This is a genomic window from Occallatibacter sp., from assembly GCF_035317045.1.
Taxonomy (GTDB): domain Bacteria; phylum Acidobacteriota; class Terriglobia; order Terriglobales; family Acidobacteriaceae; genus Telmatobacter.
The window spans coordinates 118817-135597 of record NZ_DATHHT010000023.1; the positions used below are offsets into that span (position 1 = coordinate 118817).

Annotated in this window: 10 protein-coding genes; 3 read left to right on the forward strand and 7 right to left on the reverse strand. The window is 57.9% G+C overall.

Annotation, left to right across the window (positions count from 1 at the left end; all coding sequences use genetic code 11):
- Positions 1–14: 14 nt before the first annotated feature.
- Entirely contained in the window at positions 15–1535 is a 1521-nt protein-coding gene (locus VK574_RS10760; RefSeq protein ID WP_472799847.1) for a magnesium chelatase, read from the reverse strand.
- Positions 1536–1757: 222 nt separating this feature from the next.
- Entirely contained in the window at positions 1758–4073 is a 2316-nt protein-coding gene (locus VK574_RS10765; protein ID WP_472799848.1) for a tetratricopeptide repeat protein, read from the reverse strand.
- A gap of 363 nt (positions 4074–4436) precedes the next feature.
- Here VK574_RS10765 and VK574_RS10770 point away from each other — a divergent pair, with 363 nt between their 5' ends.
- The 3 genes from VK574_RS10770 to VK574_RS10780 all read left to right on the forward strand — a co-directional run bounded on the left by VK574_RS10770 (position 4437) and on the right by VK574_RS10780 (position 9274).
- A complete protein-coding gene (locus tag VK574_RS10770) occupies positions 4437–6605 on the forward strand; it encodes a transglutaminase domain-containing protein (RefSeq protein WP_472799849.1) in 2169 nt (722 codons plus the stop codon).
- On the forward strand, positions 6605–8365 hold the full coding sequence (locus tag VK574_RS10775) for a TolB family protein (protein ID WP_472799850.1): 1761 nt from the start codon (positions 6605–6607) through the stop codon (positions 8363–8365). The genes VK574_RS10770 and VK574_RS10775 overlap by 1 nt, the downstream gene beginning before the upstream one ends.
- 135 nt (positions 8366–8500) lie before the next feature.
- Complete coding sequence (locus VK574_RS10780) at positions 8501–9274, forward strand: tetratricopeptide repeat protein (protein ID WP_472799851.1); 774 nt, start codon at positions 8501–8503, stop codon at positions 9272–9274.
- Positions 9275–9369: 95 nt separating this feature from the next.
- On the opposite strand, the gene VK574_RS10785 is transcribed toward VK574_RS10780, so the two are convergent.
- The 5 genes from VK574_RS10785 to VK574_RS10805 form a co-directional block, all read right to left on the reverse strand.
- Positions 9370–10800: a glutamine synthetase family protein gene (locus VK574_RS10785; RefSeq protein WP_472799852.1), complete on the reverse strand. Its 1431-nt coding sequence runs from the start codon at positions 10798–10800 to the stop codon at positions 9370–9372.
- Positions 10801–10898: 98 nt separating this feature from the next.
- Positions 10899–11873, reverse strand: coding sequence for a serine/threonine-protein kinase (locus VK574_RS10790; RefSeq protein ID WP_472799853.1), 975 nt, complete (start codon positions 11871–11873; stop codon positions 10899–10901).
- Positions 11874–11963: 90 nt separating this feature from the next.
- Complete coding sequence (locus VK574_RS10795; RefSeq protein ID WP_472799854.1) at positions 11964–12767, reverse strand: PP2C family protein-serine/threonine phosphatase; 804 nt, start codon at positions 12765–12767, stop codon at positions 11964–11966.
- A 154-nt stretch (positions 12768–12921) separates the two neighbouring features.
- Entirely contained in the window at positions 12922–14718 is a 1797-nt protein-coding gene (locus VK574_RS10800) for an APC family permease (protein WP_472799855.1), read from the reverse strand.
- Between the two features lie 231 nt (positions 14719–14949).
- Positions 14950–16209, reverse strand: coding sequence for an outer membrane beta-barrel protein (locus VK574_RS10805; RefSeq protein WP_472799856.1), 1260 nt, complete (start codon positions 16207–16209; stop codon positions 14950–14952).
- Positions 16210–16781 lie beyond the last annotated feature (572 nt).

Consider the following 16781-nt stretch of genomic DNA (forward strand, 5'->3'; position numbering starts at 1 on the left):
CGCGGTTCGCTTTCCTAGTTCAACCCCCCGCCGCGGCCTGACCGGCGTGCGCGCTGCCAGTCGTCAAAGTCGACTTCAATATCGCGTTCCTGCTTACGCTGCGTTTTCTCCGGTGCCGCAAATCCGCGCTCCTCGCTGCGACTCAGTTTGCGATGGGCGACAAGGCCCTCCAGCAGGAACTCCGCCGCCGCGACCGCCTTCGCTGCATCATCGGAGACCTTCACCTGGAGCGGTCCCAGCTTTTCAAAGAGCCCCTGAATCTTCCTGAGGTCGGCAAGAGCGGCCGAACTCGACTGGTTGTCATCAAGCTTGACCGAACCGCCAAGGTTGAACCATTGTTCGATCTGTTGGGTGTTGGTTTCAGCGAAGTAGCGGTCGAAAATCTTGCCGACAGCAGTGTGGATCAGTTCGCGAACCACCGTGTCGGCGCCGCGCATCTCGCCTTCGTACTCCAGTTCGAGCTTGCCGGTGATGCCTGGCAGAGCCGCGTAGATGTCGCTGATGCGCGGCACAGCGAGCCTCTCGCCGTTAATCAGCGCGCGCCGTTCCGCATTCGATACAACCAGTTCTATGGTGGATATCGGCAACCGCTGGCTTACGCCGCTGCGCTTGTCCACCTTCTTGTCTTCGCGCGCCGAGAATGCCACTTGCTCCACGACAGCGCGCACGTAGGGCGGAATCTCGATTGGCGAGGCACCCCGTTCCGACCACGCTTCCTGCGCCGTGATGGCGATGCCTTCTTCGATCGTCTCGGGATAATGCGTGCGAATCTCCGAGCCGATGCGGTCCTTCAGCGGCGTAACGATCTTGCCGCGCGCGGTGTAGTCTTCCGGGTTGGCGCTGAAGACGAGGGCAACGTCGAGGGCCAGCCGCACCGGATATCCCTTAATCTGCACGTCGCCTTCCTGCATGATGTTGAACAGCGCCACCTGGATCTTTCCGGCCAGGTCGGGCAGCTCGTTGATGGCAAAGATGCCGCGATTGGCGCGCGGCAGCAGTCCGTAGTGCATCGTCAACTCGCTCGAAAGATCCTCGCCGCCCCGTGCTGCCTTGATCGGGTCCAGATCGCCGACAAGATCCGCCACCGTAACGTCGGGTGTGGCGAGCTTTTCAACATAGCGCTCGTCGCGGCCCATCCAGGCGATCGGCGTTGCATCTCCGCGCTCGGCGATCAGGTCGCGGCAGCGCTTGCAGATCGGCCGATAGGGGTTGTCGCGAATCTCGCAACCCGCTATGTACGGCATGTGCTCGTCGAGCAGCGCAGTCAGCGCGCGCAGAATGCGGCTCTTGGCCTGTCCGCGCAACCCGAGAAGAATGAAGTTCTGCTTCGAAAGAACGGCGTTAACGATCTGCGGGACCACCGTATCCTCAAATCCGACAATGCCGGGAAACAGCGTCTCGCGCGTCTGCAGTCGGGTGATGAGGTTCGAGCGCAGTTCATCCTTGACGCTCAGGGTCCTGAGGCAAGCTTCTGAAAACTGAGTGCTGGTGCGCAGTTCCCCCAGGGAATGGGGAAGCGAGTGAGCTGCTGGCATCGAATCGCTCCTGTCCGGCCCGACCTTGCCGGTGCTGTGTATAGTAGACGCGTTTGCACCGGGTTCCGGCGCAACGGAACTCAGGTTGTTTTCATCTGCCCGAATTCCTGTTTGTATCAATTGCGTGCTGTTGAGCTTGGGAAGCTATAGCGGCAGAGTGCACCGCGACGGAAGTTAGATTCCATCCCGCATAGAGAGAAAAGATTCCAGCGAAATGCTGGACTAATTGGACTTTGCCCCTGAGCCGTCTCGCTCGTATCGATCGAGAGCGTCCTGGAGACTTCTGGCAACCTGACCGTTGTTTTGTTTCACCGCCAGATCCAGCGCCTCGCGGGCAGACTGAATCGCTTCGGCGGAGTGACCTGTCTTGTCATACACCTTAGCCAACTCCGCGAGACAACGCCAGTCTTTCCTTCGACTCAATGCGACCGCTTTTTCCAGAGGATCGAGCGCGCTCGCAAATTCTTTCCGCGATTCCAGCACATAGGCGAGGTTGAATCGATACTCCACCGAACCTGGATCGACATTGATCGCCCTCTGCAACTGCTCGATCGCGGCTCCGGAGTCTCCGCCCAACGCCAGCGACACTGCGAGGTGATCGAGGAACATTGGATTCGTGGGGGCCAGGACGACGGCTCGGCGGTATTCGGCAAGTGCATCCTTCTCCTGGTCGCTGGCGCTGAGAGCCGTGGCCAGAACATAATGCACCAGCGCGTCATCCGGATTGTTCTGGATGGCCGTGCGCAAGGTGAGGATTGCTTCCGGAAAGTGATTGTTTTCAATCAGCGTGTAGGCCTCGTCAAAGAGGCGATAGAAATCCGTTGCCTGCGGGTCGATGTTGTCGATCCCGACGCCCGGCGGCAGGTTTACAAACTCGGGAATGTTGATCGCGCGGTTTGCTGCTGTCGTGTCATCCACGATGACAGCAGGGGAATCGTTGCCGTCGGCGTCGACGTGGGTGAGCCACAAGCGGGTGTAGGGTCCACGCGCCTTCGATGAAAACGCGAGCCAGTGGCCGTTCGGCGACCAGGTGTGCCAGGAATTCATCGGCGCCATGTTGCAGTGCATCAGGCGCGGCTTTCCGCCGGAAAAGGGAACGATGTAGAGCTTGCTGTCTGGCCGCATCAGCAGGCCATTCTTGTTCTGCACCCAGACGATCCACTTGCCATCGGGCGAGACCTTGGGAAAATTATTGCTCATGCCATTGCCCGAAGCGCCCTCCACGGGAACGGCCTTGCCTCCGCGGCCTTCGTTGAAGGGAATCTGGTAAAGGTCGTACTGGATCTGGGTCTCGTTCGGGCCATTGGCGAATTCCGGCTTCGGCACTCCGGCGGGATAGGGATCGCGCGCAAGGGCACGACTAAAGATGAGGTACTTGCCGTCCGACGACCAGAATGCGCTGGTGTGGACGTACTGCGGGTCGTCAGCCCCGGGTAGCGGCCGCATCTTGGCTTGCTTGCGGTCATACCAGGCCAGGATCCCGCGCGTGGGATAAAAGACCTGGCTGAACTCGATGCTGCGAAAGTTCGTGCTGTAGAGCCGGTCAAGGATGCCCGATGCAAATCCCGGTTCTACGCCCTGATGTTTGTTTGTGTTGTTGGGCGGCCCGATGGAAGTGACCACGTAGCGTCCGTCCGGCGATATCTGCGACATGAAGCCGAAGCGCTTTACGGCGGGATCCGCGGCGCGCGCTTCGTCATTCAGCCCGAATGAACTCCAGTGGAGCACGTTGGAATTGTGGATCGTCATCTCCTTCGCTACCGGCACAAGCGCATAGAGCCCCTTGTCGTTGCGGGGACCATCGAGGTCGAGGCCGAACGTCTTGCCGTCGCGCGAAAAGGAATGACAATTCGCGCATGTGGGCAGGTTGGTCATCACAACGTGGCTTTTGGGCTGCGAGATATCGCGAATCTGCCATTTGATAAGTGGAATGGCTGAGCGCGGCAGGGGCGCGATGGGGCCTTTTTCATCGGGAGGCGGAAGCATGAGCGGCACGTCGCGGTAGAAGATAGGAGCGCCGACCGGATCGCGCGAGGTCGAGACGCTCACGCGGCCAATGGAAACCGGTTCCCGCCCATTTGCCGCGAAACCCTCGATGGAGATTTGGGCAGGTGCGGCGGTCGACAATTGTTTGATCTTCTCCCAGGTCGCGTTGTCGGGCCTCCACGTGTAGGTCGAAGCTTGCTCAGGCGTGAGTGCCAGACCGGGTCCTGCGTTGGGATCGATTTGTCCGCCTTGCAGCAGAATGCCGGTCGTTTCAATTCGAAGGGGTGCACGTGCGCCGCCAAATGAGATTGCTATAACCCAGTGCTGTACCGATTCGTTCGCGTCGTGCCACAAAAACGTGGGCGCCGTGATCTCCGGTGGAAAGACGGATCCATCGCGTGGGTAGTCAATGTTAATCGTCGATGCCTGCTGTGTTAACTCTGCCGGAAGCAGCGCACCCGATGCTGGCGAGAATGCGGGGCCGCAAACCAGCGCAATCGAGCCGGCAACGCCAATCATCGCAATTAGAAGATGGGAAAGACGAGCCCCCATGGACCCCCGCTTCAGCCGCAAATCTTTTCGCCTTACCTAGAGCATGAATTGCCGCCGCGAATGATTCGGTGATCCCGCTCACATGAATGCAATTCCAGATGAGCGATTGTTAGGCAGGCAAGCAGGAGCTTTCGGGCCGCCAACGCATCTTTGCCGCTCTTCGAAATGATCTCCTGCTCCATAAGTCCTTGTTTCCGCAGAGGTCAGTGCCAGCTCTGCTGTTGGAGCGTATCCTTCCGGTGGAGATCTCTCCATGCGCACAGACGAGCGATGAGGAAGTCGGTAGAATTCTCCTTGCGCGTAGAGTGCCGCAGCTTTTTGGGGTATTGGGTCCTCTTGTGGACAGATAATCTGGAGATATAGATGCGTTTTCATGATGCACTTCCGCTTGCTTTTCTGCTTGCTGTTGGATCAGTTCCGCTGGTGGCGCGTGCGCAGTTTCCGCCGGTTCTCAAAGAAGAACTCGCGATGACGTCGGACTCCAAGGTGCCGGGCGCCGCCGCGGTCTATCTCTATCGCGAAGAAACAGAGGACGATCCTCATTCCTTTCGAACGATCTATGCGCGCATCAAGGTTCTGAACGCGGATGGAAAAAGTGCCGCCGTCGTGCATGTCAGTTTTCCGCAGAGTTTCGTTTTTAACGCTGTCGGTACCAATTCGAGCAGAATGTCGGGTGGTTTTGGTGGTTCCCTTTCAACCCAGTCAACCATCGCTGGCCCGAATACCGCGCATTGGGATATGCCGAGCATCAATCACACGGGGGAAGATCAGCCGTGGGATACAGATTCCTATGTGGGCAAAGTGGAGGTCGCGGCCCTCGAGGGACGAGTAACGCATGCCGATGGCACCGTCGTCCCCCTTGCGGGAAAGACCTTAGAATTGTTGAAGGTGTCCAAGGGCCCGCGGGGCAGTGAGACGACATTCACCATGCCGGGAGTTGAAGTAGGCAGTGTGATCGAGTACCGGTACCAGATTCGCTACGATCGTTATCTGACCGCGCCGGACTGGGAATTGCAGGAGCCGTATTACATCCACAAGGAGCACTTTGTCTTCCGGCCATCGAAGCAATTTCTGCCCCAGGAAGCAACTGGAGTTGGTGTCGGAGACAGCGCGTTGAAGGATGCGCACGACAACATTCTTACCGACATCCATTTCCGGCCCGTTCTTCCTTCCGGCAAGACACTGACCAGGGATGCGATGGGGAACTACTCCGTCGACCTCACCGATGTTCCCGCAATTCCGCAGGAGCCCTTTGCGCCTCCGCAGAATGCCGAGGCATTCAGCGTCGACTTCTACTACACCTACACATTCGACGTGAAGGATTACTGGCAAAAGCAGATGAGCTATTGGACGAGGGCGCTGAACGCGTACACGGCGTCCAATCAGGCGTTGCAAAAAGCCGTGAAGGATTCAGTCGCTCCTTCGGATTCGCCGCTCGAAAAGGCGAAGAAGCTCTACGCATTTGTGCAGACGTTCCAAAACACCGATTCAAGTCCCGATGGAGCGCCGCTCACCGGCAGCGAATGGATTCCAAGAGGCAAGGTAGATTCTGTTCTTCAAACCAAAAGAGGATCGAGCAATCAGATCGCGTATCTCTATCTCGCTCTGCTGCGCGCGGCGCGAATTACCGCCCGTCCGGAGCGGATTGCGAGTCGCAGTCTTCACATCTTCTCCGCGCAATACATGGATAACCTTCAACTCGACACCGTTCTCGTTGCATTGGAGATCGACGGGAAGGAAATCCTCGTCGATCCCGGCACGAAGATGGCTCCCTTCGAGGCGCTCCACTGGGCGCACACCGGGGCTGGCGGTGTAGCCATGGATGCGAATAGTAAGACCGAGATCATTGTCACGCCGTTGCAGAAGATCACCGACAACAGCACTCTTCATATCGGCACCGTCAACGTGTCTCCCAAGGGCGTGGTCTCTGGATCACTCAAAGTGGCCTTTATCGGCCAGAAGGCAATTGAGCTCCGCCAGCTTGGCGTGAAGTCGGGCGTCGAAGCTGTACAAGCCGAGATCAGCTCGGTCATCGCGCAGCAGGTGCCCGCGGCCATCCATATTGCGGTGGATCATGTCGGTTATCTCGATGATCCGGATCGCCAGTTGCTGGCCGTGATTCTTGTTTCAGGGTCCTTCTCAAAGCAGTCGGATGGTCGCCTCGTTTTGCCTCGCACTTTTTTCGAAGCGCAGGAACAGAATCCATTTCCGGCCGAGACCTCTCGCGAACTGCCGGTTGACATGCGTTATCCGGCGCAGGAGCAGGAGCAGATTACCTACGCGCTGCCGCCTGGCTTTGCACTCGCGGGCACTCCCGAAGACGCCAAGCTCAAGTGGGAAGGCAATGCTGCATACGAGTTGCGCACGAAAGTCGAAGGCAGTTCGATTACCGATGCTCGCGTCTTCGTCCGGGCCTTCACCGTTCTCGACGCGAAAGACTATGGCCAGTTGCACGACTTCTACCAAAAAGTGGTGGCGGCCGATCAGCAGCCACTGGTGCTCGCTGGGGAACAGGTAGGGGAAGTCCAATAATGGGCCATGGGCAATCGTCCTGGTATCGACCGGCGAAACACCAAAGCGAATTTGCGCGATTGATTTCAGGAAGGCCGCGTGCGGCTCTCACGATTGTCACCCTGGTTCTGCTGCTTTGTGCGTTGCCTCCGGTCAAACAAAGCCGGCTTGCAATGAGTCTCTCGCTGCAGGCCTTTGCCGCATCATCTCCGCATGCCCTGAGCCCCATTTCCATCGACTATCCCGAGGATGGCTCCATCTTTCCCCCCGGAATAACGCCTCCGACATTTTTGTGGCGCGATGCAGCCGGGACCACATGGGACATCGACATTTCTTTCGCCGACCACTCTGCGCCGATTCACGCAGTGTCGAAGGGCGAGCGCATGCAACTCGGCTCGATCGATCCGGATTGCGTTTCAGACTCGAATGCTGCGCCGACACTCACTCCGCAGCAAGCGGCGGCATGGACCTGGAAACCGGACGCGGCAACATGGACTGCAATTCAGGCGCACTCGGTAGGCGCTCAGGCGGATCTGACGGTGACTGGCTATCGCAACGGGCAGATCGCAAGTTCGCAATCCCACATTACCTTTACAACATCAAGGGACGACGTCAGCGCGCCAATCTTCTACCGCGATGTTCCGCTGATGCCGTCATCGGGCAATGGCGGTTCCGTGGCACCCCTCGCCGATTCCAACATTCGCCTCATTCACTGGCGCATTCGCGATATCCGCAAGCCCGAGAGCCACACGGTGCTCTCGGATATGCCCACCTGCGCCAACTGCCATTCGTTCTCTGCCGACGGCAAGACATTCGGGATGGATATCGACGGCCCAGCCAACGACAAGGGCCTCTACGCCGTAGTTCCGGTGAAGAAAACCATGACGATCCAGAGCAACGACGTGGTGCACTGGAATACCGACGGCAAAGTGGGCACAGTGCGCGTCGGTTTCATGTCGCAGGTTTCGCCCACCGGCCAGTATGTACTCAGCACATTTGCCGGCCCCGCGCTTAGCCGCATGATCGATAGCTATTACGTCACCAATTTCATGGACTATCGTTTCCTGCAGGTATTCTTTCCGACGCGCGGCATTCTGGAGTACTACAACCGTGCCACTGGCCTACGCGAACCTCTGCCGGGCGCGGACGATCCAAAGTACGTGCAGACCGACGGCGTGTGGAGTCCCGACGGAAAGTACATTGTGTTTGCGCGTGCCGATGCGCGGGACCCGCGTCCCCATGGTCAGCCTGGCGCTACCCACGCCAACGATCTGAACGAAACGCAGATTCAGTACGACCTTTATCGGATCCCCTTTAACGATGGGAGAGGTGGAAGGGCGGAGCCCATCAAGGGCGCCTCGCAGAACGGCATGAGCAACAACTTTCCCAAGATCTCACCCGATGGCAAATGGATCGTCTTCGTGCAATGCAAAAACGGCCAGCTGATGCGCCCCGACAGTCAGCTCTACATCGTTCCTGCCGCCGGAGGAACGCCGCGACGTCTTCGCGCCAACACGCGGCTCATGAACTCGTGGCATAGCTGGTCGCCCAATAGCCGCTGGCTGGTCTTCTCGTCCAAGGCGCGTTCGCCCTACACTCAGATGTACCTGACCCACATCGACGAAAACGGTGACGCGAGTCCAGCGATCCTGATCGATAACGCGACGGCCTCAAACCGCGCCGTCAACCTTCCCGAATTTGTAAACATTGATCCAGACGGGATACAACAGATCGAAGTTCACGTCGCCGACGGAGCCGAGCGAGCGAGCGGCAGTCATTAGTACGATGATTTTGGGATTTCTAAATCGTCATGAACATGGGTGCCCCATCCTTGCGAAGCAAGGGTGGGAAAGCGACAAGCCTTTGCGGTCGTGGTGCTAGCAATGCCGAACGGAAACCGACAATCAACAGAACAGATGCCCGGCTCATTCCAAATCAAACTCGGCCTCCTGATCGCTCTGCTCCTCGCAGTGTCCGGCCCTGCGTCCGCACAGACGCCCTGCACTCCGCCCGAGTCGATGAAGTCAAAATTCACAGGCCCGCCCAATCCCGACGCATTGAATGACCTTGGCGTTTGGTTCGGTGAGCAGAAGAACTACACCTGCGCCGCCGACGCTTTCGCAACTTCGCTGCAGTTGGATCCAAAGCAGAAAGACATGCCCCGCATCGCCTTCATGTTTGGCGGGAGCCTGTACTTCGCTGGCGATACCCGAGAAGCGATCGCCGCGCTGCGCGAAGCAGAGAAGTTCGGTTACCGCGACATCAAGCTGCACCTGCTGCTGGCCGAGGCGCTCGACAGCACAAAGGCTTCCGCCGACGCCGAAGCAGAATGGCGCGCGGCGCTCGATATCGTCCCAGAAAACGCCGAAACTCTCGATAGCCTTTCGAATAATCTGATCGCCGGTACTGACTACCAGGGAGTGATCACGCTGCTCGATACCGCGAGACTCAGACCCCTCTGGAGCATCCAGCAGTGCTCCAATCTCGGCCTGGCCTATGCCCGCAAGGGAAACCTCGCAGAGGCGTCCAGGGTGCTGCGTGACGGAGCAAATACATATCCCGATTCATTGCCGCTGGCTGAGAAACTGGCCGACGTCCTCACGCAAATCGGGAAAAAGGATGAAGCGGCGCAGGTGCTTGCGAACGCGCACCAGCGCCAGGCTGGCAGCGCAAAACCCGACGCACCTTAAAGCAAAACCAGAAGAACGTCGAGACAAACACAAAGCGGCGCGACCGTTGCCAGCCGCGCCGCTTTGTTCCCCACCCGGAAAGAGAATCGTTCGCTCTAGAACAGGTTCCAGAGCGACTGGTTGTAAATCTCGTGGTGGAACTGTACTTCAGGAGCCTTTACGAAAGTGCCAAGGTCGCGTGCGCAACGATTCGCAGAGGCTTGCTTCAGATCGGCGAAACGTCCCTGCACATCCGAACCCAGAACCTCGGCGATCCACTTCGATCCCTTGAAGTCGTCGATGGCCGCCTGGATGTGATCGGGCAGATAACGCTCAGCCTGTCGCAGGTTGTCGATCTTGGCAGTCGAACCGTCGACGCCCGTCTTGAAGATGGAGTAGAGAGCCAGGTAGGGATTCGCATCCGGCGCGACCGACCGCACTTCCACGCGCATCGAGCGCGAGTTGCCGATCGGCACACGCACCATCGAACCCCGATCGGTGGCAGACGCCTTGATCTGGTTCGGCGCTTCAAAGTGCGGATCGAGACGGCGATATGCATTCACACTGGGATTCAGAATCAGGCAAATGTCCAGCGCATGCGTCAGGATGCGATCAATGAACTCCCAGCCAAAGCCTGAGAGCATCTCCTGGCCCTTCGGATCCCAGAACAGGTTGGTCTTCTCCTTGGAGATCGATACGTTGGTGTGCATGCCGCTGCCGTTCACGCCGACGACCGGCTTGGGAAGGAAGCACGCCGTGTAGCCCATGTTGTTGGCGATCTGACGGCAAAGCAGCTTGTAAAGCTGGATCTGGTCCGCCGCGGCAACCACTTCGCCATAGCCGTAATTGATTTCAAACTGGCTGGGCGCGACCTCCGGGTGATCCTTCTCGTTCTGGAAGCCCATCGCGCGCTGCACTTCAGCAGCCGTGTCGATGAACTGGCGCAGTGGATCGAGCGGCAGCACATGGTAATAGCCGCCGGTGTTGATGAAGTCGAACTTTAACGTCTCGTGGTATCTCCGTTCCGCATCTTTCCCGGCAAAAAGGAAGCCTTCAATTTCGTTGGCCGCGTTGAGCGTGTAGCCCTTGTCCTTGTAGAGTTTGTCGGAGTAGGCCTTGAGAATGCCGCGGAGGTCGCCGGAATATGGCGTGCCGTCCTTGTCGATGACGGTGCCGAAAACCAGCACCTTGCCGTTGCCGAACACATCGGCGGGCACCCAGTAGAAGGCGCTCCAGTCAATGCCCAGGCGCAGGTCGCTCTCCTTCTGCGCGGTGAAGCCGCGAATCGAGGAGCCGTCGAAGGTCAGATTCTCATGGGAGCCCAGCAGAAACTTCTTGTCGTAGTCGAGCAGGTGCAGACGTCCTTCCAGGTCAGAGAACAATACCGTCACTGCCTTGATGTGCTTCTGGTCTGTCAGGTACTTGATCCGCTTATCGCGAACCTCCTCGATCGGCAACCGGCTCAAGCGGTCTGCCTTGGCTTGCAGGTTCAGTTCTTCAAGCTCCTCGTACGAGAGGGCAAGAAAATTCCGGTAGTCCAATGACATAGTTCTCCTTCCAACTGACAAGTGTGTTGTTGGGCATTCAGTGGTAAGTCTAAGGTTCCCTGTATAAGGAATCCGTGAAGATTGCCGCGTGGAGTTGCCTACCGGTGCCGTGCCACAAGCACCATCAATAACAGAATAACAACTGGAATCAGGGCGAGCGCCGTGTAGTAGAGGGCCTGGCGCGTCGCGTGCGATTTTCGCTTGTTCCAGTCGCGCAATTCCACGCGGTCTTCCACCCCGACTTCGTGTAAATGCTGCAGATCATGTGCAAATTCATCGGCGCGTGCATATCGGTTCTGCGGATCGCGTTCGAGCGCGCGATACAGCACCTCCTGCAACTGCGGCGAGATCGACGGCTCGGCCACCGTGGGAGGCAGCGGATAGTTCAGCAGCCGGTCGTTCATGATTTCCATGGGCGACGATCCTGAAAAAGGCAGTCGCCCCGTAAGCATCTCGTAGAGGATGACGCCCATGGCATAGATGTCAGAGCGTCCGTCGCCCCGCTTACCCTTCACCTGCTCAGGCGAGATATAGTCCGCAGTCCCCAGTGTGGCTGTGAAGTTGGCGTAGGTAAGGCGTCGAGCGCCCGCATCTCCGGCGATCCCAAAATCGATCAGCTTGATGTTGTCGTTGGCGTCGACCATGATGTTCTCCGGTTTCAGATCCCGGTGGACGACGCCCTGCTCGTGAATGTATTCGAGCGCTTCGAGTACTTCGATGGCGATGCGGATGGCGCGGTCTTGCGGAATGCGGCCTTCGCCGAGGATGGTGCGCAACAGCCTGCCGTCGCACCACTCCATCACCATGTAGATGCGCGACCGTTTCTCTCCACCATAAACGCGCATCACCATGGGGTGGTCGAGCTTCTCGCCGATGTCGGCCTCCCGTTTGAATCGATCGAAGAGGATCGGGTCGGCTTCCATGTCCGGGTGCGGAATCTTGAGGGCAACGACGCGATTGTCGCGGGTATCGACAGCGCGAAAGATTGACGCCATACCGCTTCGCGCCACCGGGGCTTCAATGCGGTACGCGTCGATTTGCGAGCCGGTTTCTATGGTGTCGAGGAGGCCCATCGGGCGAAATTCTCCAGTGCTTGCGTTTCTTCTACTCTATCGGGATTGAGGGGCGTAACTCTAAGGATTTCGTAAGTCTTTGCGGCAACATCAGGAGGGAAGCCGATAGGGACGCCCGCGATACATGCCCACTTGTTCGACCGAACGGATGCGCACCACCTGCGCCGTGGTGTTGTCATTGCCGTCGATCTCGATTGCGCGCGCGACCAATTCTTGCGCGATCTCATCGATCGGCTTGTTCTGCGACACGATGGAGGCGATCGTCGTCTCGGGCATCTCATCGTGCAGGCCGTCAGAGCACAGCACCAGGATGTCGCCAGGCGCAACGTTCAATGCCGTGGTGTCGGGCGAGACAAACATCTCAGGTCCAAGTGAGCGGATCAGTACGTGGCGCGAATCGGATGTCGCAACGTCGGCGGCGGATATCACGCCCATCTTGCGTTGCTCGTTGACCCACGTATGGTCTTGCGTGATCTGCTTTGCGACACCATTGCGCACCAGGTAGCAGCGCGAGTCGCCCACGTGCGAGACAATGGCCTGGTCATGGCGCAGGGCACATGCCACGGCCGTAGTTGCCATCTTCTTTCCGCGAAATTCCTGGGCCAGCGTCCGATCGTGGACTGCGGCATTCGCGTGCTGCACCAGGCGCGGAAGCAGGCTGATAAGCATGGCGCCGCCTTGTGCCTTCTCGAATTCCTGTACGAGAACCGAGACAGCAGTGGATGAAGCGATTTCGCCCAGGTCCATTCCACCTACGCCATCGGCAACGACAAAGAGAAAACCGTGTGAACGGGCCTGGTGGCGGGAATTGGGAATAAACGACCCCATGGCGTCTTCATTGTTCGTGCGTACTTTGCCGGGATCGCTTGCCTGACCAAACACGACATCCAACATGGACCGGTCGCCTCACTCGGGGACCCCACGAACGGGTCCTATGTTCGTGGAGTGATTCATTCGCTGGGTGGTTTCCGCTCGCGGCCTTAGGAATCGAGCCGAGAAGGAATTCCACCCAGCATTTGTGTTTGGCTGTCGAGAAATTATCGCCGGTCTAGCCAGCGACCTTCCTCGCCTCCAGCAACACTGACTTGCCCTTCGCCTTCGATGATCGCAGGAAGTAAACCGCACCGTACAGGCCCCAGACGCCGGAAATACCAAGCGCCGTCAGCGGTTCCATCTTAGTGCCGAGATTGAAGAACGGTCCAAGCACGTAGACGGCCATGCAAGCCAGGTTAGCCAGCAATCCCAGGCCGGGAATCAGTGTGTGTTTCACAAAGCTGTGGTCAGGCCGCTTGTGGAACGCCACCATGCACAGGAAGCAGCTGAGAGCATACAGAATGAAAGTGCCGAAGTTGGATGTGAGTGTGATGGTCAGCAGGGAATTGGGCAGCGAAGCCAACCTGTCGTGCGTCGAATAGCCGAAGCTCGAGAACAGGCCGTGCGGCAATGCAGCGATGGTTGCGTCGGTCGGCGCGCTGCCATCGGCAAACACCAGCGACACTGCGATGCAGCCGATGATTGCGGAGATCGCAGCCAGCGTCCAGATTGCACGGCGTGGCGTGAGCGACTCGGCGTGGAGCAAGCCGAAGTGTTCAGGTGCCTCGTCGTCTTTGCCCATCGCGTAGGTCACGCGAGCCCCGGTATTCATGCAACTGAGCGTAGTGCCGATGAGCGCGAGGAACACTGTGACCGCTTCGACGATCATGAAGTACTTGCCGTGCCCTTGTCCCAGCAGAGCGTCTCCAACAATAATCATCATGTCGCCGATCGGTGCCGCCGATCCCGCGGCACTTTGCATCGTATACCCCGAGTTCAGAAAGTAGTTTGCGGCAAAATACTCGATCAGATAGCAGACCAGTCCCTGAATCAGCAACGAAGCAATTACGGCGATTGGAATATGTTTAGTCGGGTTCTTAGCTTCGCCGCCCATTGTAGTTACTGATTCAAAGCCAACCAGGATCAGAATGGCGACGGTAGCCTGGATAAATACCCAGCTGAATTTGTGCGGCGAGACCACGGACTTCGCGCTTGTATGCGTGAGAATATTGCCGCTGGCATCGGTTGCCGGATAGTCAATGGTGAACGCAACCGGTTTGCCGGCCGCATCGAGCTGAGGCTGGGGAACGCCGCTTGCGTCACGAACGATGGAGCCGTCCTTGGCGGTGGCGAACTGGTAGGTATAGGTCGCGAGAGACTGCCCGTCGTAGTTGAACGCCGGCGAACCAGCGGGATGATTGGCGCGATATCCCAGTGCGAGCACGCTGAAAACCAGCAATGCGGAAATCTGGATAACATTGATGGCCAGGTTTACCGCCGTCGATGCGCCTGCGCCCTTCTGGGCGATCCAGGCCACAAAGAACGAGAAGACGATGGCGACCATGGCCATAAAGACCGGCCCGGGATTCGATCCGCTGATGAAGCTCGGATAGAAAAACCCGACAACGTAGCCAACGAAGATGCCGGTGGTCGCCACCATCACTCCGGGATAAACCCAGTAGTAGAGGTGAGAGCCCCAGCCGACGATGAACTTCGCGATTCGCGCGTATTTGAAAGCCTTGTCCTTGGAGAGCAGGGCCTGCTCAGCGTAGTAGTAGCTGGATCCTGTGCCTGGATAAAGCTTGGAGATCTCCGCGTAGGCTACGGCCGTGGCCAGGCAGAGGCCCAGCGCAAGCAGAATGCCCCACCACATTGCCGGTGCAGTGGAAGGCTGGCCCGCGGTCCCTGTTGTCGCCTGGATGAAAAACGTTAACCATAGAAAGGCGCCGGGAGCAATCAGCGCCATTGCATTGCTGGTCAACCCGGTAAGGCCCAAAGTTGCCTGCATCTGTGGTGCTTTCTCTTCAGCCATGTAGATTCTCCTGGAGATTAAATTCTTAGAGTCGGCTCCCGCGGGTTGAACTGCGGGATGTTGTGAGGCTCGCCGGATTGCGATCGGGCCACAGGCGTTCAGGGTTCGGGGTTACATGAATGCTACGTATGCACTAATGAAGATGAAATGAAGAAACCTGCTCTTCTGAGTGCATGCGCCCCCGCTTGCAGGCATGCCACCGCAAGGACGGAAAGATTCTCAACAATTCGGCTATTTTTCGGTCACGTTTTTGCCGAAGATGAAGCCGAATTCAAGTACGCTTCGGAATTGGTTGGCAGCCGTTCCTGTGGTGCCAAAGACGCTTCCCGGCGTGTAGTCTGTTGCATGCACCACCGCGAGATCGCCGCGAACGAACACGCCTCCCTTTTGGTAGGTTGGCGTCGCGGTGAAAGTGGTGCCGGAGCTGCCGGCCCCAAAGCCCAGCATGTTCACCGACCCGTCGGTTGTATTGCCCGAACTCGTCAGGTATTCCACGCGCGCCGGAAGCGAGAAGCCGCTCTTGAAGGCGTAGCTGACGTTGAGCGCGCCGCCGGTTGCGGATGTGCTCTTGATAACGCCTACCTTCGCGTTGGTTGGCAGCTTGCCGTACTGGAAATACGGCGAAACGATCCACCGGCCCTTTGTGAACGTATAGATCACCGCGTGCATGTAGCCGTTGTTCTGGATCGGCGTCGCCGCCGTTTCAAATTTGGTCTGTCCGAGGTTCCCCATCCCGTCGTACACCAGGCTATGAGGCCCCTTCGTGAGAGTGGCCGAACCCGAGAGCCACGAGTAGCGGTTGGAATAGTATCCGTCGTTCCAGCTGAACGCGGCGCTCAGGTACTTACCCATAGTTTGATTCACCTGGATGCCGCGATTGATTGCGTTTTCCTGGTTCCAAACGATGCCGCGCTCGATGTTGAAGTTCTGGTACGTAAAGGTGGACTCCGCACCCATCAGCGTGGGAAGAGAGCCGATAAGGAACTGCGTATTCTTGGCCGCCTGCAACTTCAGATAGGCGACCGGAACGGGTCCATAGAAATTTTTCATCGTGTCCTGGGCATTAACAAACGGCGCTGAAAGTGCCTGCATGGTGTAAATGCCCGCCTGGATGAAGTACTGCACCTTCCCGTCCGCTCTTTGAATGAAAACACTTCCGTTGCTCAGAGTGGCCTGCGCACTGTCGTCTCCCGGCACGTGGTTGTTCTGGAACTGCGAGAAACCGGTCACAATGCCATTGACGTTCAGCTTGCCCAACGGTCCTGCGTCGAAGGTGGCCGGCGGCAACCATTGCAGCGGACCAGTCAGAACAAACGTGGAAAGAGGGGCTGGGGCAGCTGCGGGAGTTGGATCGGCCTGCGCCGCTGACGCAGAAGTTAGTGCCGCTGCAGGCGCCGGCGTGGTCGGAGCTTGAGCGCCCGCCGCAACGGCTGTGGAGAGCGCCGCGGCGCTCAACGATTGGAGAATGATGTGATTTACCTTGCTGAGCATCGACACAATTCCTCCTGAACAAGATTTGGGTATGAATCAAATGAGTTTTTATGCGAGAAGTGAGGTTGTTGACTCAATCTCTCTGGTGCGGACTACCTTTTGGGTGGGCCACGGAAAGGCACACGGGGACGGTGTCTTTGCCGGGGCAAAGATAATGAAGTCATGCGCCTTGAGCGCTGTTCCCTTTTGGGGTTTTTGAATCGCTGCGGCTTAACACAAGTAATGCAAACAATGCATAAGGAACGGATGAGGATTGAAGAAAGAAATTCGATATTTCAGCCGCCGCATCGCACGCCGAACAACTCGAATTGGCGGGGCTTTGCAATGAACGACATTGAAGCCGCGCAGAGGGTCCACGCCGCTCCTTCGCATAAAGATCAAATGAGGAACTGTTAATATCTAGACACAATCTCCCTGCGCACGATGCCAGCCCACCTGGAAAAAAAGAAGGTGCACGCGGGGAGTTCTCACTGAAGTCGGCGCAATCCTTGAAGATCGGCGCGCAGACTCAGGAGAAAGAACTTCGAGTCATAGCCGCGGAGTTTCCTGGTTGCTCACGGTCAACGGGATTG